Origin of the sequence: Microbispora sp. GKU 823, from assembly GCF_002027145.1 — a bacterium.
Taxonomy (GTDB): Bacteria; Actinomycetota; Actinomycetes; order Streptosporangiales; family Streptosporangiaceae; genus Microbispora; species Microbispora siamensis.
Map to the genome: position 1 here is coordinate 41,991 of NZ_MWJN01000018.1, position 15,805 is coordinate 57,795.

General features: G+C 71.1%; 15 protein-coding genes and 1 pseudogene. 10 read left to right on the plus strand and 6 right to left on the minus strand.

The genetic code is table 11. The annotated features are described in order from the left end of the window. Nucleotides 1-352: 352 nt before the first annotated feature. Nucleotides 353-694: a putative quinol monooxygenase gene (locus B1L11_RS12320; protein WP_079314595.1), complete on the minus strand. Its 342-nt coding sequence runs from the start codon at nt 692-694 to the stop codon at nt 353-355. Nucleotides 695-758: 64 nt separating this feature from the next. On the opposite strand from B1L11_RS12320, the gene B1L11_RS12325 reads away from it, so the two are divergent. The 7 genes and pseudogenes from B1L11_RS12325 to B1L11_RS12355 all read left to right on the plus strand — a co-directional run. Beyond that, entirely contained in the window at nt 759-1,118 is a 360-nt protein-coding gene (locus B1L11_RS12325; RefSeq protein WP_079314596.1) for a MerR family transcriptional regulator, read from the plus strand. Between the two features lie 36 nt (nt 1,119-1,154). After that, complete coding sequence (purD, locus tag B1L11_RS12330; protein ID WP_079314597.1) at nt 1,155-2,396, plus strand: phosphoribosylamine--glycine ligase; 1,242 nt, start codon at nt 1,155-1,157, stop codon at nt 2,394-2,396. A gap of 74 nt (nt 2,397-2,470) precedes the next feature. Next, a complete protein-coding gene (locus B1L11_RS12335) occupies nt 2,471-3,319 on the plus strand; it encodes a phosphoribosylaminoimidazolesuccinocarboxamide synthase (RefSeq protein ID WP_079314598.1) in 849 nt (282 codons plus the stop codon). A gap of 174 nt (nt 3,320-3,493) precedes the next feature. Next, complete coding sequence (gene murA, locus B1L11_RS12340; RefSeq protein WP_079314599.1) at nt 3,494-4,771, plus strand: UDP-N-acetylglucosamine 1-carboxyvinyltransferase; 1,278 nt, start codon at nt 3,494-3,496, stop codon at nt 4,769-4,771. A 262-nt stretch (nt 4,772-5,033) separates the two neighbouring features. Then, nucleotides 5,034-6,278, plus strand: coding sequence for a transcriptional regulator (locus B1L11_RS12345; protein WP_179155111.1), 1,245 nt, complete (start codon nt 5,034-5,036; stop codon nt 6,276-6,278). A gap of 37 nt (nt 6,279-6,315) precedes the next feature. Then, nucleotides 6,316-7,278: an EamA family transporter gene (locus tag B1L11_RS12350; RefSeq protein ID WP_079314600.1), complete on the plus strand. Its 963-nt coding sequence runs from the start codon at nt 6,316-6,318 to the stop codon at nt 7,276-7,278. A gap of 273 nt (nt 7,279-7,551) precedes the next feature. Beyond that, nucleotides 7,552-7,986: pseudogene (locus B1L11_RS12355) on the plus strand (Clp protease N-terminal domain-containing protein); the annotation flags it as partial. A gap of 8 nt (nt 7,987-7,994) precedes the next feature. Here the strand turns inward: B1L11_RS12355 and hisC are convergent. Together hisC and B1L11_RS12365 are read right to left on the minus strand one after the other, a co-directional pair. Further along, nucleotides 7,995-9,059, minus strand: coding sequence for a histidinol-phosphate transaminase (gene hisC, locus B1L11_RS12360; protein WP_079314602.1), 1,065 nt, complete (start codon nt 9,057-9,059; stop codon nt 7,995-7,997). 69 nt (nt 9,060-9,128) lie between these two features. Then, nucleotides 9,129-9,605, minus strand: coding sequence for a hypothetical protein (locus tag B1L11_RS12365; protein ID WP_079314603.1), 477 nt, complete (start codon nt 9,603-9,605; stop codon nt 9,129-9,131). Between the two features lie 136 nt (nt 9,606-9,741). Between B1L11_RS12365 and B1L11_RS12370 the strand changes: the two genes are divergently transcribed. The 3 genes from B1L11_RS12370 (at nt 9,742) to B1L11_RS12380 (ending at nt 12,678) form a co-directional block, all read left to right on the plus strand. Next, nucleotides 9,742-10,914: a serine/threonine-protein kinase gene (locus B1L11_RS12370; protein WP_079314604.1), complete on the plus strand. Its 1,173-nt coding sequence runs from the start codon at nt 9,742-9,744 to the stop codon at nt 10,912-10,914. Next, nucleotides 10,914-11,837: a glycoside hydrolase family 6 protein gene (locus B1L11_RS12375; RefSeq protein ID WP_079314605.1), complete on the plus strand. Its 924-nt coding sequence runs from the start codon at nt 10,914-10,916 to the stop codon at nt 11,835-11,837. Before B1L11_RS12370 ends, B1L11_RS12375 begins: the two co-directional genes overlap by 1 nt. A gap of 160 nt (nt 11,838-11,997) precedes the next feature. Then, the gene (locus B1L11_RS12380; RefSeq protein WP_179155106.1) at nt 11,998-12,678 is read left to right on the plus strand and encodes a polysaccharide deacetylase family protein; all 681 of its coding nucleotides are present in this window, start codon (nt 11,998-12,000) and stop codon (nt 12,676-12,678) included. 136 nt (nt 12,679-12,814) lie between these two features. On the opposite strand, the gene B1L11_RS12385 is transcribed toward B1L11_RS12380, so the two are convergent. The 3 genes from B1L11_RS12385 to B1L11_RS12395 all read right to left on the minus strand — a co-directional run bounded on the left by B1L11_RS12385 (nt 12,815) and on the right by B1L11_RS12395 (nt 15,714). Beyond that, nucleotides 12,815-13,909, minus strand: a complete 1,095-nt coding sequence (locus B1L11_RS12385) for an acyltransferase (protein WP_179155107.1) — start codon at nt 13,907-13,909, stop codon at nt 12,815-12,817. A 363-nt stretch (nt 13,910-14,272) separates the two neighbouring features. After that, nucleotides 14,273-14,929 carry an NUDIX domain-containing protein gene (locus B1L11_RS12390; RefSeq protein ID WP_079314646.1) on the minus strand — a complete coding sequence of 219 codons (657 nt, stop codon included), beginning with the start codon at nt 14,927-14,929 and terminating at the stop codon, nt 14,273-14,275. 197 nt (nt 14,930-15,126) lie between these two features. After that, nucleotides 15,127-15,714 carry a hypothetical protein gene (locus B1L11_RS12395; protein WP_079314608.1) on the minus strand — a complete coding sequence of 196 codons (588 nt, stop codon included), beginning with the start codon at nt 15,712-15,714 and terminating at the stop codon, nt 15,127-15,129. Between the last annotated feature and the right edge of the window lie 91 nt (nt 15,715-15,805).

Here is a 15,805-nt window from a genome sequence, read left to right on the forward strand (position 1 = left end):
ACGCTCTACGCGCGACGTGATGTCACCCCTTCATACAGGCGTGAGCTGCCCCTCGGGCTTCAGTTTCGGAGTGGTCGGGAATGCGCACGACGTACGTGCGCGAGCACGTACTGACGGGATCACCAGAATTCATCCCAGACCACCTCCAATCGCCACGAGACAGCGCGAAGCCTATCCAACCTACCACACGGCCGTTGGACACCTGTTCCAGGGTACCCGCGTCAAGTCCCACCGATCATGCACTTCTTGCCAAAAACAGCCCGAACAAACTGGCCATCGGTGTGTATCCACCCGCAAAACGGGGCATCCCCGCACGCCAGCCGTCGGGCGCCGGGCGTTACGTCGGCGTCCGTCAACCGGCGGAAGCCGCGCCGCCGTGCGGATAGGGACTCCTCATCACGCCGGAATAGGCCTCGACCGTGCCGTCGATGTGCTCGGGCAGTTCGGCCATGAAGGCGCGCAGCAGCGGGGTCGCGTTGTGCCTGGCGAGGTCCTCCTGGGAGCGCCAGACCTCGTAGAGGAAGAACCTACCGTCGTCCTGCTCGTGGAGGTGGTACTGAAGGTTGCCCACGTGCCCGCGGGACGGCTCGACCAGGTCCAGCAGGAGCTTCCGGAGAGCGTCGGCGTGTCCGGGCCGGGGAGTCAGGAATCCGTAGAGCGAAACGGGGATCTGTGGCGTCGATGTCGTCGTCATGCCCTCGACCGTAGAATGTCACATCCATGTGAGATTCAAGTCTCTCGCGTATGAGGTGCGTCACATGAAGATCGGAGAACTGTCCCGTGAGACCGGCGTGCCCGTGCGCCTTCTCCGTTACTACGAGGACCAGGGGCTGCTCGCCTCCCACCGCACCGAGGGCGGCCACCGCCAGTACGCTCCCGAGGCCCCCGCCGTCGTCGCCCGCATCCGCACCCTGCTCGCCGCCGGACTCCCCACCAGGGTCATCCGCGACCTCATGCCCTGCTTCGCCGGCGACGGCATCGAGCTCCAGGCGTGCGTTCTCGACCACCTCACCACCCAGTTGGCCGAGCTGGACTCCCGCATAGCCGACCTCACCCAGGCCCGCACCGCTCTCGGCGACATCCTCGACGCCTCCGTCCGGGCGCTCGCCCGCACCTGAGGACGTGCGACGGCCGACCGCTGCGACAATGGTCGGGTGCGCGTACTTGTCATCGGTTCCGGGGGTCGCGAGCACGCTCTGTGCCGGGCCCTGCGGCTCGACCCCGCCGTCGAAGAAGTCCACTGCGCCCCCGGCAACGCCGGGATCGCGGAAGTGGCCACTCTGCACCAGGTCACACCGACCGACGGCGCGGCGGTTACGGCGCTCGCCGAGCGGCTGGGCGCCGGCCTCGTCGTGATCGGCCCCGAGGCGCCGCTGGTCGCCGGCGTCGCCGACGCCGTCAGGGCCGCCGGGATCGCCTGCTTCGGCCCGTCGGCGGAGGCGGCGCGGATCGAGGGGTCCAAGGCCTTCGCGAAGGACGTGATGACCGCCGCCGGGGTGCCGACCGCGCGCGCGTACACCTGCACGACGGAGGAAGAGGCCGCGGCGGCGCTCGACGCGTTCGGCCCGCCGTACGTCGTGAAGGACGACGGCCTGGCCGCGGGCAAGGGCGTGGTCGTGACCGACAGCCGCGAGGAGGCCCTGGAGCACGCCGGGGCGTGCGGGCGGGTCGTCATCGAGGAGTACCTCGCCGGTCCCGAGGTGTCGCTGTTCGCGCTGTGCGACGGGACGGACGCGGTGGCGCTGCAGCCGGCCCAGGACTTCAAGCGGGCCTACGACGGCGACAAGGGCCCCAACACCGGCGGCATGGGGGCCTACACCCCGCTGCCGTGGGCGCCGGAGGACCTGTCCGAGCGGGTGATGGCCGAGATCGTGCGCCCGACCGTGGCGGAGATGGCGCGGCGCGGCACGCCGTACACGGGAGTGCTGTACGCCGGGCTGGCGCTGACCGCGGACGGCCCCCGGGTGATCGAGTTCAACGCGCGGTTCGGCGACCCGGAGACCCAGGTCGTGCTCGACCGGCTGGAGACCCCCCTGGGAGAACTGCTGCTCGCGTGCGCGACCGGCACGCTCGCCGGGCACCCGCCGCTGCGGTGGCGTGACGGGGCCGCCGTGACCGTGGTGCTCGCCGCGGAGAACTACCCGGCCGACCCGGTGAAGGGCGACCCGATCGCGGGGCTCCCGGTGACGGTCGAGGGCGCGTACGTGCTGCACGCGGGCACGACGCTGGACGAGGACAACCGGCTCGTGTCGAACGGCGGGCGGGTGCTCAACGTGGTCGGCACGGGCGCCGACGTCGCCCAGGCCAGGGCCCGGGCCTACGAGGCGCTGGAGCAGATCACCCTGCGCGGCTCCCACCACCGCTCCGACATCGCCCTGACCGCCGCCTCCTCCTGACACCTCCTGACGCTCGGCTGTCCCCGTGCGCTCCCCCTGCTTCGGGCGCACGGGAGAGCTGGGAAGATGGAACGGTGAAGCACCTGCACTCCGGTAAGGTACGCGACCTCTACGAGACCCCCGACGGGCTGCTGCTGATGGTCGCGTCCGACCGCATCTCGGCCTTCGACTACGTGCTCGAACCCGGCATCCCCGACAAGGGGGAGATCCTCACCCGGCTGTCGCTGTGGTGGTTCGAGCAGCTCAAGGACGTCGTCCCCAACCACGTGGTCTCGACCGACGTCCCGGCGGAGTTCGCCGGTCGCGGAGTGCTGTGCCGCAGGCTGCGGATGGTGCCGGTGGAGTGCGTGGCCCGCGGCTACCTCACCGGCTCCGGGCTCGTGGACTACCGCAGGGAGGGCGTCGTCTCCGGCGTACGGCTCCCTGAAGGGCTCACCGACGGGTCCCGACTGCCCGAGCCGATCTTCACCCCGTCGTCCAAGGCCCCCATGGGCGAGCACGACGAGCCCATGACGTACGAGGAGGTCGCGGCGGAGGTGGGCGAGGACGTGGCCGAGCGGCTGCGCCGGATCACCCTCGACGTCTACAGCCGCGGGGCCGAGATCGCTTTGGAACGTGGCATCATCCTGGCCGACACGAAGATCGAGCTGGGCTGGGACGCCGACGGCGTGCTGACGCTCGGCGACGAGGTGCTGACGCCCGACTCCTCCCGCTTCTGGCCGCTGGACCAATGGGAGCCGGGCCGCTCCCAGCCATCGTTCGACAAGCAGTTCGTCAGGGACTGGCTGCTGTCCCCCGAGTCGGGCTGGGACAGGTCGTCGGGTGAGGCGCCCCCGCCGCTGCCCGACGAGATCGTCGAGCGCACCCGCAGCCGCTACGTCGAGGCGTACGAGCGGCTCACCGGCGAGCGCTTCCGCGGCTGAATCACACAGGTCACACAAGTAGCCTCAAGTGACCCGTTCCCCCATCCGTTCTGGGGTAGTTCCTCCCCGAAGCTCCCGGGACAGCGGCTACTCTAGGCCGATCGTCCTCGCCGACGACTCGGCTGCCGGCTGACGGGAGTCCCCCACCCTTCCCCCGAAATAGGAGTCGAATTCATGGTCCGTTACCGCGTGCGCGGTGGCAACGTACTGCGTGGAACCGCCTTCATCCAGGGCGCGAAGAACGCCGTACTGCCCATGATCGGGGCGGCGCTGCTCGCGGCCGAGGGCCGCACGGTGCTCCGCAACGTGCCCGTCATCGAGGACGTGCGCCGGGCGGTGGAACTCGCCCAGGCCGTCGGCGCGAAGGTGGAGTTCCACGAGAGCGAGCGGACGCTCGTCATCGACGCCTCCCGCCTGACCAGCCCGGTCCTGCCCGCGGAGATCGCCCGCCGGTTCCGGGGATCGGTGCTGTTCGTCCCCGCGCTGCTCCACCGCCTCGGTGAGGCGATCATCGAGGGCATCGGCGGATGCAACCTCGGCAGCCGCAACCTCGACTTCCACTACCTGGGCTACAAGCGCCTGGGCGCGATGGTGGACGAGGGCGAGGCCGTCATCCACATCAAGGCCGGCGGCCTTGTCGGCGCTCCGCTGTACCTCGACACCCCGTCGCACACCGGCACCGAGAACCTGATCATGGCGGCCTCGCTGGCGCGGGGCACCACCGTCATCGAGAACGCCGCCCTCGAACCCGAGGTGCTCGACGTCATCACGATGCTGACCCGGATGGGCGCGCGCATTCGCGGCGGCGGCACGGGCTTCATCACGGTCGAGGGCGTGGACGAGCTGACCGCGGTCGAGCACACGGTCATGCCCGACCGGCTCGACGCGGGCGTGTTCGCCATGGCCGCGGCGATCACCGGAGGCGAGGTCAGCCTGGTCGGCGCCTCCCTGGAGCACCTCGGGGTGGTCCGGTGGAAGCTGGAGCAGATGGGCGTCGAGTTCGAGAACCACGGCGCGGTGCTCCAGGTCCGTCGCAACCGCCCGCTGCGCCCGATCAACGTCATCACCGACACCTACCCCGGCTTCGCGACCGACCTGCAGTCGCCGCTGATGACCGTGGCCTGCCTCGCGGAGGGCTCCAGCTACATCCACGAGCGCATCTTCGACGGCCGCTTCGCGCTCGCGGGCGAGCTGAACAAGATGGGGGCGAACGTCGAGGTCGAGGGCAGCCGGGCGGTCGTGCACGGTCCGACGCCGCTGCACGGCACCGAGGTGACGGCGCACGACCTGCGGTCGGGAATCGCACTCGTGCTCGCCGGTCTCGCGGCGGAGGGCGAGACCACGATCGGGTCCGGATATCTCATCGACCGCGGTCACGCCGCGCTCGCACAGCGTATGCAGGCCCTTGGTGCAGATGTGGTGCGTGAAATTTCCACTTCGGACGAGGGCTGAGTCCGGAAACCTTTACTAATGCCCTGACCAGCGGGGACCGTCCGATTTACGGAACCGCCGAGACCACCCAGAATGGTATTCCGGCAAATCTGGGCGTGACATTACGGCCTTAACCAGCGATCGTTCCAAAGAGAAGCCACAACAACGAGGGCGACGTGGGATGGGACGAACATTGGTCGAGCGCACGGAAGACACTCCGCGCGGGTCACGTCTGGGCACGGTGACACCCGACCTCACTATCGGAGTGGTGGGGTCGCACGATCTGGTCGAGCGGGTGATGCTCATGGGGCACTCGGCTGCCCCGGTGCCCTGCCGGCTGGTCGCCGCCGCGTACCGGGACGAGCAGGAGGCGGCGGACAAGGTGACCCGGCTCGGTCCGGGTGTGGACGCGTGCCTGTTCGCGAGTCCGGTGCCTTTCGAGCTCGCCCGGCGGGCCGGCGTGCTGACGATGCCCGCCACGCACGTGCAGCTCGGCGGGGCCGCGCTCGTGGCGGCGATCGCGCGGGCAGCGCTGGACGAGCGGATCGATCCGCGCCGGGTGAGCCTCGACGTGCTCGGCCGGCCGGACATCGACGAGGCGTACAGCGACCTCAACCTCTCCTCGGGCGAGGTGCACAGCCGTGACGAGCCGGGCCCGGTCGGTACGATCACGGCCTTCCACGAGCGGCTGTTCCGCCAGGGGGCCACGACGGGCGCGCTCACGTGCGTCCAGGGCGTGGCCGACCGGCTGAGCGCCGCCGGGGTGCCGGTGGTGCCGATCCGGCCGACCTCCGCGGCCGTCCGTACGGCACTGCACACGGCGGCGCTGCTCGGCGCCCGGCACCGGCTGGAGGAGTCGCAGCTCACGGTCGTGCTGGTCGAGGTGCCGACGCTGCGCGAGCCGGTACGGCGGGCCGCGCCGCGTTACTGGCGCGACGAGCTGCGGCTGTCGCTGCACCGCCTGCTGGTGCAGGAGGCCAACCGGATCAACGCGAGCGTGTGGCCGATCGACGACCACAGCTACCTCGTGGTGGCGACGAAGGGCTCGATCGCGACGGCCACGGACGGGTTCCGGGTGCTGCCGTTCGCCGCGCGGATCCGCGAGGAGCTGGGCCTGGCCGTCGAGGTGGGTGTGGGGATGGGCCGCACCACGCACGAGGCCGAGACGCACGCGAGGGGCGCGCTCGCCCGCACTCAGGGCGGCAAGCAGCCGCAGGGCTTCGCGGTGGACCGGGAGGGCCGCGCACTGGTGCCGCCGCCCCGGATGCCGCCCCAGCCGGGCGGGCCGGTGAAGCCCAAGGGGGTCGAGGTGCTGGCGCGCCTGGCCGCCAAGCTGGAGGGCGGGGACACGGTCGTGGACGCGGAGGGCGCCGGGCGCATGCTCGGAGTGACCCCGCGCACGGCCAGGCGGTTGCTGCGCACGCTGGTTGACGAGGGACTCGCGTGGCCGCTCCCGCCCAACCGCACCCCCCAGCCCGGCCGGCCGCGACAGCTCTACCGGCTGATCGTGGAGAAGCTGAACCGGTAATCACCGTCCATAAGCGACAGGTCTATTGTCATGACCTATGGAACGAAACGGTCATGACGTACGGGTGTGGCTGGCGCTGGCGGCCGTGTACGTGGTGTGGGGCTCGACGTACCTCGGCATCGCGATCGCCATCCGGACCCTTCCGCCGATGACGAGCGGCGGGCTCCGTTTCGTCGCGGCGGCGCTGGTCCTCGGCACGGTCCTGCTCGTCAGGGCCGTGCCGTTCCGGATGACGTGGCGGCAGTTCGGCGGCGCCGCGCTGGTCGGACTCCTGCTTCTCGCCGGAGGCAACGGCATGGTCGCCGTGGCCGAGCAGCACATCTCCAGCGGCCTGGCCGCGCTGCTCGTCGCCTCCACCCCGCTGTGGCTGATCGTGCTCAGGACGGTCTTCAGGGACCGGCCGCACGTGCTGACGCTGGCCGGCGTGCTGGTGGGCTTCGCCGGAGTCGCCTTCCTCTCGCTCCGGGGCGGCGGCGCGTCCGGCAGCGGGGTGGGCATCACCGTGGTGCTGCTGGGCTCGCTGTCGTGGTCGGTGGGGTCGTTCATCTCCCCGCGGATCCCGATGCCGGCCAACCCCTTCGTGGCCAGCACGGTCGAGATGGCGGTGGGCGGCGGCGCACTGCTGGTCATGGGCCTCGTGCAGGGCGAGCGGCTGCACGTCGGCGCGGTGAGCGGGCAGTCGTGGGCGGCCCTGGCCTACCTGGTGCTGGTGGGTTCCCTGGTGGGCTTCACCTCGTACATCTGGCTGCTCGGCCACGCGCCGATCTCGCTCGTGTCCACCTACGCGTACGTGAACCCGGTGGTGGCGGTGATCCTCGGGATGGCGGTCCTGTCCGAGCCGGTCACCGCGGCCATGCTCGTGGCGGGAGCCCTGATCGTCGTGGGGGTCGCGCTGGTGGTCTCCACCGAGCGCCGTGGCCGGACCGCGACGCCGGCGGCGGAGGCAACCCCCGCGGATTCCGGACGCGTCGCGGCGTCCCGGCCGACCACCGAATCGTGAAACCGAACCGGCTCGATGAAGCGCGAGAGCGAGACCGGTAATTCGAGGCCGTGACCGAATCGGCCGATTGATTTCGCTGCGATCCGCCGATTATCCCGCGATATTCGCATTGGTAAATCCACGGGCCCCGCGCGCCTCGCGGAGCCGGCAGCGGTCGGCCGAAGCGGCAGAGATCTACCGTCAACCACAATCCACTCACGACAGCAGAAACCACGTAGACAACTATCCATCGGACCCGGATGGGTTCACTGACCGCTTTGCGAGGAGCCGCGGATGTTCGAGAAGCTCACCGACCGAGCTCGACGTGTCGTCGCCCTGTCCCAAACCGAGGCCAGGATGCTCGACCACGACTCCATCGGCACCGAGCACATCCTCCTCGGTCTGATCCACGAGGGTGAGGGCGTGGCCGCCCAGGTTCTCCTGGGCCTGGGCCTGACCCTCGAGGACGCGCGCCTCCAGGTCAAGGAGATCGTCGGACACCGCCGGCACGCCACGCCGGAGCCCCTTCCGTTCACCCCGTCGGCCGGCGAGGTCCTCCGGATGTCGAACCAGGAGTCCGAGCAGCGCGGCCTCGACTACATCGGCACCGAGCACATCCTGCTCGCGCTCGTCCGCGATCGCGAGAGCGTGGCGGCCCAGGTCCTGGTCAAGCGTGGCGCCGACCTCGACCAGGTGAGGCGGATCACGGACGAGCTCGTCCAGCAGTACCTGGCCCGTTAGGACGCCTGCCGGAACGCCTCGGCGGCGGCGAGGAAGACGTCGTTGGCCTCGCGGTCGCCGATGGAGATCCGGGCGCCCTCCCCGTCGAACGGGCGCACGGCGACGCCCACGGCCGCGCACTTCGCGGCGAACTCCATCGTCCGCTCGCCGAGGCGCAGCCAGACGAAGTTGGCCTCGGTGGGCGGGACGGTCCAGCCCTGCGACAGCAGTGCCTCCCTGACGCGGGTGCGCTCCTTGATCACGGTCTCGACCCGCTCCTGCAACTCGTCCTCGGCGTGCAAGGACGCGATCGCGGCGGCCTGGGCGAGGTGGTTGACCGCGAAGGGCAGCAGCGTCTTGCGGACGGCGGCGGCCACCGGCTCGTGCCCGATGAGGTAGCCGACCCGCAGCCCCGCCAGGCCGTACGCCTTGGAGAACGTGCGCAGGACGGCGACGTTGGGGCGCTCGCGGTAGAGCGTGAGGCCGTCCGGCACGTCCGCGTCCCTGACGTACTCCCGGTAGGCCTCGTCGAGGACGACGGTGACGTTCTCGGGCACGCGGTCGAGGAACCGCACGAGCTCGTCGGCCCGGTTCACCGTGCCGGTCGGGTTGTTGGGGTTGCACACGAAGACCAGGCGCGTCTCCGGCGTGATGGCGTCGGCCATGGCGTCGAGGTCGTGCGTCTCGTCGCGCAGCGGCACCTCGACCGCGTTGGCGCCCGAGAGGCCGACCAGCAGCGGGTAGGCCTCGAACGAGCGCCAGGCGTACACCACGTCGGCGCCGGGCTCGCCGACCGCCTCCAGGATCTGCTGGGCGACCGCCACAGATCCGGCGCCCAGCGCGACATGGTCGTACGGCACGCCGAACCGCTCGGCGAGCGTCTCGGTGAGCCGGACCGCGCCGGGGTCGGGGTAGCGGTGGACCTCCGTGGCCGCCCGCGCGATCGCCTCCACCACCGACGGCAGGGGTCCGAAGGGGCTCTCGTTGGAGGACAGCTTGTAGGACCGGCCGTCCGGGGAGACCACGGCCTTGCCCGGCTTGTAGGCCGGCATGGTGTCGAGGATCGAGCGGAATCGAGGCATGTCCTAACGATAGGAGATCCGCCTGTTCGCGCGGCACCCCGCACACCCCCTGTGGATGACGCGCCGGCCCTACTTGTAGTAGGCGTAGAGCGTCTTCCAGGTGCCGGCGTACTGGCAGTTGAGGGACGGCTTGGCGGCCTTGGTCTCGGAGCAGGTCTTGAGCTCGACCTCGCCGACGTTCCTGACGGTGAAGGCGAAGGTCTTCTTCGCGCCGTACGAGCAGGTGCGGTAGTTGCGGTAGGCCAGGTGCGGCTGGTTGGCGGCGTCGAAGTAGCTGACGCGGAACAGGGCCCAGCCGCAGGTGGACGCTTTGTGGGTCAGGCTGGTGACACTGCCGGTGACCTTGACGTACGGCGCGGGCCTGCTCGGGTCGTCCTTGGCCGCGGCGGTCAGCGAGCCGCTCACCTTGGCCGTCGACCCGGCCGCGTAGTAAGGGCCCCAGGGCTTGGGCGCGGCGGCCTGGGCCGCCGTGGCGGTGGCGAGCGGGGCGAGGGCGAGGATGCCGGCCGCGAGCGGGATGCCTGCCAGGGAGCGGGTGAGGGTCATGGCTGGGGTCCTTTCTTCGTTGTTGCCCGCAGTTTGTCCCGGGGTGCTTTCAACGCCCTTGACGCTCGCTGTACCTCGCTGGTGGGCCGGGGATCGCGTGGTTAGGATCACGCGGTAACCGGCGAGCGGGGAGAGCATGACGAGCGGCGCGGAGGACGACGGACCGCGGGACGGCGATCCCCTGCGGATCGGGCCGTTCCGCATCCTCGGCAGGCTCGGCCAGGGCGGCATGGGCACGGTCTACCTCGGCCGGGACGACGAGGGCCGTGACGCGGCGGTCAAGGTGATCCACCCGCAGTGGGCGGCCGACCCCGACTTCCGGCGCAGGTTCCAGCGCGAGGTCGCCGCCGCGCAGCGGGTCGCCCGCTTCTGCACCGCCGCCGTCCTCGGCGCGGGGCTGGACGGCGACGTCGCCTACCTCGCCACCGAGTACGTCCCCGGGCCCACCCTGCAGGAGGTCGTGCGGGAGCGCGGGCCGCTGTCGGGGTCGAGCCTGGAGGCGGTGGCGGTCAACGTGGCCGTGGCCTTACAGGCGATCCACAGCGCGGGGGTGATCCACCGCGACCTCAAGCCGTCGAACGTGCTGCTGTCGCCGGTCGGTCCCAAGGTCATCGACTTCGGCATCGCCCATGTCGCCGACGCCACCGCGGACATCAGCGGCATCGTCGCGGGAACCCCGTCCTTCATGTCGCCCGAGCAGGCGAAGGGCGACCGGCTGACCCCGGCGTCCGACATCTTCGCCTGGGGCGCCCTGGTGGCGTACACCGCCTCGGGCCGGGCGCCGTTCAGCGGCGGGTCGATTCCGAGCATCCTCTATCGGGTGCTGCACGAGCCTCCGCACATCTCGGGCCTCGACCCCCGGCTGCGGTCGATCGTCGACCTGGCGCTGGCGAAGGACCCTGCCCGGCGCCCCACCGCGCAGCGGCTGATCGAGATGCTGACCGGCCACGAGCCCATCGAGCCCGCGCCGGAGAGCGTACGGCAGGACGTCACGCAGCACCGGGCGGACATCGCGGCACCGGCGACGACGGCGGCGGGAGGGACGGGCCGCCGGTCGCGCCTGGGCGTCGGAATCGCCGCCGCCACCACCGCCGTCGTGGTCACGGCGGGCGTGGTCGTCGCCGTCCGGGCGGCGTCGTCCGGGGACCCCGGGCCGTCTCCCCAGCCGCTGGTCGGTCACCACCGCGAGCGCTCCGCGGCAATCCCCTGCGCGGGCGGGCCGTACGGCTCTACGCGAGCCCGACCGGCGACGAGGCGCACCAGGCGGACGTCTGGCAGGCGGCGGGCCGGGCCGGTGACGCCGCGCTGATGCGGAAGCTGGCCGCGGTGCCCAGGGCCGTGTGGCTCGGCCAGACGGACGCGGCCGAGGCCGCCCGTACGGCGAGCGCCGCTCTTGAGGCCGCGGCGCGGCAGGACGCGGTTCCGGTCTTCGTCACCGACCACATCCCGCTGCGGGCGTGCAACGAGGACGGCGGCGCGGCGGACTCGGCGGACTACCTCGCCTGGATCGACGCGCTCGCGTCGGCGGTCGGCGACCGCAGGGCGGTGTTCGTGCTGGAACCGAACAGCCTGGCGGAGTTGCCCGGCTCGCCGGACTGCTCGCTGGGCGACGCCGCCGACCAGCGCGCCAGGCTGCGCATGCTCGCCTCGGCCGTCAAGCGGCTCGGCGCGCTGCCGAACACCGCCGTGTACCTCGACGGCAGCCTGGACGGCTGGCCGTCGCCTGAGGTCACCGCGACTCGGCTGGTCGATGCCGGGATCGCCGGCGCGGACGGCTTCTACCTCAACGTGTCCGGATATCAGAAGACCGACCAGCTCGTCGCGTACGGCACCCGCCTCGCCGCCTGTGTCACGACCAAGTCGTCGGCCCGCGGCCGCGCCTGCGCCGACGCAGGGACGGACGCGGGGACGGCCGGGCTCCCCCACTTCGTGATCGACACGAGCAGGAACGGCAAGGGCGAGTGGACCCCGCCCGCGGGCAGATACAAGGACCCCCAGGACTGGTGCAACCCGCCGGGACGCGGCGCCGGCGTACGGCCGACCACCCACACCGGCAGCGCGCTCGTGGACGCGTACCTGTGGGTGCGGCCGGCCGGCATGTCCGACGACCGGTGCGACCGCGGCGAGGGCGGCCCCACGGACCCGGTGTACGGCGTCGTCCCGCCCTATGGAGGCACGTGGTGGCCCGAACTCGCCCTCCAGCGGGCCAAGAACGCCGTTCCGCCGCTTTGACGAGCGGTTCGGCAAATTTCGGATTCGAAGACAAGCAGTAAGATCCAGCGGCATGTGGCGGAAAGCGAGAATCGTGATGGCCGGCGCCTGCGCAGCCGGCGTGTGCGTCGTCCCTACCGCGGCCGGACCCGCGACCGCCGCGACCACCGAGGTGGCGGCCGTGACCGCGAAGGCCGCGACCCCGGCCGAGGTGAAGAAGGCCGAGGTGGAGAAGAAGGACGAGCCGTACTGCGCCCGGTACAAGTGCATCGCCCTCACCTTCGACGACGGCCCGTGGCCCTACACCCCGGCGCTGCTCGACACGCTGAAGAAGCACAAGGCGAAGGCCACCTTCTTCCTGCTCGGCAGGAAGGTCGCCTACCGTCCCGAGCTCACCCGGCGGATCTACGAGGAGGGGCACGACATCGGCAACCACACGTGGACCCACCCCTCGCTCACCAAGCTGTCCGACAGTGAGGTGCTCGAAGAGGTCTCGAGCACCTCGAACATCATCAATCAGACGATCGGCAAGATGCCGGATTACATGCGCCCGCCGAACGGCGCGACGGACTCCAGGATCGCGAGTCTCATGGCCGATCTCGGGCTGCCGCAGATCCTGTGGACGGGGTCCACGCTCGACTGGCAGGCCCGCGACACCAAGGTGATCGCCAAGCGCACGCTGAAGCTCGCCAAGCGCAACGGCGTGATCCTGCTGCACGACATCGTCCCCGAGACGGTCAAGGCCATGCCGGGCGTGCTCACCGCGCTGGAGAAGCAGCACTACAAGTTCGTCACGCTGACGACCCTGCTGCAGGGCCGCACGCTGCGCCCCGGCGAGGTCTACCCGCCCCGCGGCAAATAGGAGGCTCCGGGCGTCGTCTCCGCGTACGGCGCCGGCGGGGAGACCGCCGCGGGCACCGCTGTGGGCACCGCTGTGGGCACCGCCGCGGGTACCGGCGCGGGTATCGAGGACACGGGAGAGACGGCCGCCGTCTCCATCAGGGGGACGCGGCGGCGTCGGCCGTGAGCGAGCGGTCGAGGGCCGCGCGCATCCGGGGCTGCAGGGGCCGCTCGACCAGCCGGTGCACGCCGTACGCGACCAGGAGCGCGGCGGCCACGGCCAGCGGGAGCGTGAGGCGGTTGCCCAGCGCCGGGTGAAGCCACTGGATCAGCAGGAATCCGACGTGGTGGTGGAAGAGGTACAGCGGGTAGGTCAGCGCGCCGAGGAAGGTGAGCCACCGCCAGTCGATGCGGTCGAACGCGCCGAGTGCCACGAGGATCATCACCAGGAAGATCAGTGAGATCACGCCCACCACGAGCGCCGAGCCCAGCGCCTGCCCGTATTTCCGGACCGCCGTGGGCTCCCCGTCCAGCGCCGTGTAGAGCCCGAGCGTCCAGCCCACGCCCACGAACAGCCAGGGGAACAGCGACCCGCCGAAGCGGTGGACGAGATAGAGGGCCATCCCCGCGATGAAGTACGGCGCGCCGAACGGGACGAGCACCGCCTGCAGCAGGTCGGCGTTCACCCGGTCGGCGATCGCCAGCAGCAGCACCCACGCCCCCATGAACGCCAGGCACCGGCGGTAGGTGATCCCCACGGCCGCGAGGCAGGCGATGAGGGCGTAGAAGACCAGTTCCTGCCACAGCGTCCAGTAGACGATCTCCAGGTCGCGTACGCCGAAGCCGTGCTGGAGCATCGTGATGTTTGCCAGCAGTTCGGTGAGGCTCGGCCGGTGATCGGTGATCAGCCCGCCGACGGCCAGGCCGCCCAGGGCCAGCACGCTCGCCCAGTACGCCGGGAACAGCCGGGCGATCCGCGACGCCGCGAAGTGGCCGGGCGTGCGGCCCCAGGCGCTCATGAGGATCACGAATCCGCTGATCAGGAAGAACAGGCGCACGCCGTACACGCCGAACATGGTCACGGCGCTCAGCGCGGGGAAGGCGTTGGGCGTGCCCCAGGCGCGCGTCTCGCCGAAATGGAAAAGGACGACGCCGAGGGCCGCGCAGAACCGCAGCAGGTCGAGCACGCGCAGCCGGGACGGTCCGGGGGGAATGGCCTGCGCATCGGAGATGCGGGGGGCCGCAGCCAGCATAGGCCGGAATATATCCTGAAAGATCCCTGTGAGTCGGACCATTCATCATCGACTGTCCGGGTCTCCCGGTCCGGATGCTCAGGAAACCTGAGGACGGTCACGGGCAGAACGGCGCCTGGTCACCGCCTGCAAGGAGCGTCTGCCTGCCAAGTCGACCAGAGGGGCGGGGCGGAGCGGCTGGGAGCGAGGACCGCAGCGAAGGTCCAACCCGGGCCCCGCGGAAATTCCGAGCTTGCGAAGGAATTTTCGTGGGTGGAGCGGAGCGGACTTCGCGAGGACCGGAGCTTCCAGGCGGCGCAGTCCCGCGAACCCGCCCATGAAGCACGTCCACCCGCCCGGCCAGGCGGCCGGTCCGGCGGCCGGTCAGGTGCGCAGCATGGGCGGGTGCAGCAGCACGGCGGGGCCCCGGCGGTAGAGCATGGCGGGACGGCCGCCGTCCCGGGTCGTGGTACGCCCGGTGGGCACGAGGAAGCCCTCCGTCTTGGTGACCTTCCGGTGGAAGTTGCGCGGGTCGAGCGGTCGTCCCCAGACGATCTCGTAGACGCGGCGCAGCTCCGCGACGGTGAACTCGGGCGGGCAGAAGGCGGCGCCGAGCGAGGTGTATTCGAGCTTGCCTCTGGCCCGCTCCACGCCGTCGAGCATGATCCTGCGGTGGTCGAAGGCCATCTCCGTCAGCTCGGCCACCGGCTGCCAGCTCATGTGGGCCTCCGTGGACGCGGGCAGGTCGGGGGCGAGGCCGAGGTAGGCCACGCTGACGACCCGCTGGCGCGGATCGCGGTCCGGATAGCCGTAGGTCTGGAGCTGCTCCAGGTGGACCGGCGCCCCGGGAAGGCCGGCCCGTTCGGCCAGCACGCGGGCCGCCGCGGCGGGAAGATCCTCCTCCAGCTTGATGAAGCCGCCGGAAAGCGCCCACCGGCCCTCGTACGGCGGCCGGTCGCGCCGCCAGACGAGGGCGCTGAGCTGCTGGGACCTGACGGTGAGCACGACCAGATCCACGCTGACCGGGATGCGTGGGATCATGTCCAGCACGCTACAGGACGCGGGCCGCGACTCGGGCCGTCCGGAGCCAGCCGCCCCGGCCCCGCGCGGGAGCTTCATCACCGCTCCACATCCCCGTAACCCGAATGCGCGCCCCCGGACGTCGCCCGGCCCAGCACGATCGATACAGCGCGATCGATACAGCGCGGCCGATGCCGGGCGACGCATCGCCGGGAACGTCAGAGCGCCTGCGTGGGCTTGACGTAGGTCACCCGGAGGTTCAGGTAGGCCGCCACGCCGGCGTCGTGGCCGCGTACGGCGAGCAGGTTGCAGCAGTCGAGGTAGGTCGCGGGCACCACGACGTCGATCGCCCCGGCGGCGCACTTGCCGCTCTTGACGCTCTGCACGAGCTGGCCGTTGAAGTAGACCTGCGCGTCGTTGTCCACCGTGCCCTGGATGCGCACCGCCTGCGCGTCCCGCGGCAGGTGCAGCCAGTGGCGCACCAGGATGTCGGTGTCGACCGCCCACGGGGTCTTGACGTTGGTCTGGTTGTTCCACGGGCAGGTCCCGTTGGTGGTGCCGAAGCCCGCCTGCCCCGTCGGCCACGCGCTGTCGTCGAATCCCCGCTGGGCGAAGCCCGGCACCTGGGTCGTGGGGGGCACCTGCAGGTAGGTCCAGCCCGTGCTGTAGTAGTCGAGCGCGGTGACGACGGTCGCGCGCCCGCTCGCGGCCTGGGCGGCGGTGGCCGCCGGGGCGGCCAGGGCCGTCGCGGCCACCAGCGCGCCTGCCGCGAGACCTGCGGGCAGGAGGTGACGAAGTCGGTTCATGTGCGGTCTCCTTGTCGATCGTCGGACGCCCTGTGGACGACGCCGTGCGGCGGGCATCTCGAAGCCGGCGTGGACGGGCCGGACGTCGCGC

Bases quoted from the DNA above. Each gene is read 5' to 3' on its own strand.
- B1L11_RS12320 (WP_079314595.1), bottom strand. From the start codon at position 694: ATGACGACGACATCGACGCCACAGATCCCCGTTTCGCTCTACGGATTC.
- B1L11_RS12325 (WP_079314596.1), top strand. From the start codon at position 759: ATGAAGATCGGAGAACTGTCCCGTGAGACCGGCGTGCCCGTGCGCCTT.
- murA (WP_079314599.1), top strand. From the start codon at position 3,494: ATGGTCCGTTACCGCGTGCGCGGTGGCAACGTACTGCGTGGAACCGCC.
- B1L11_RS12350 (WP_079314600.1), top strand. From the start codon at position 6,316: ATGGAACGAAACGGTCATGACGTACGGGTGTGGCTGGCGCTGGCGGCC.
- hisC (WP_079314602.1), bottom strand. From the start codon at position 9,059: ATGCCTCGATTCCGCTCGATCCTCGACACCATGCCGGCCTACAAGCCG.
- B1L11_RS12365 (WP_079314603.1), bottom strand. From the start codon at position 9,605: ATGACCCTCACCCGCTCCCTGGCAGGCATCCCGCTCGCGGCCGGCATC.
- B1L11_RS12370 (WP_079314604.1), top strand. From the start codon at position 9,742: ATGACGAGCGGCGCGGAGGACGACGGACCGCGGGACGGCGATCCCCTG.
- B1L11_RS12375 (WP_079314605.1), top strand. From the start codon at position 10,914: ATGCGGAAGCTGGCCGCGGTGCCCAGGGCCGTGTGGCTCGGCCAGACG.
- B1L11_RS12385 (WP_179155107.1), bottom strand. From the start codon at position 13,909: ATGCTGGCTGCGGCCCCCCGCATCTCCGATGCGCAGGCCATTCCCCCC.
- B1L11_RS12390 (WP_079314646.1), bottom strand. From the start codon at position 14,929: ATGATCCCACGCATCCCGGTCAGCGTGGATCTGGTCGTGCTCACCGTC.
- B1L11_RS12395 (WP_079314608.1), bottom strand. From the start codon at position 15,714: ATGAACCGACTTCGTCACCTCCTGCCCGCAGGTCTCGCGGCAGGCGCG.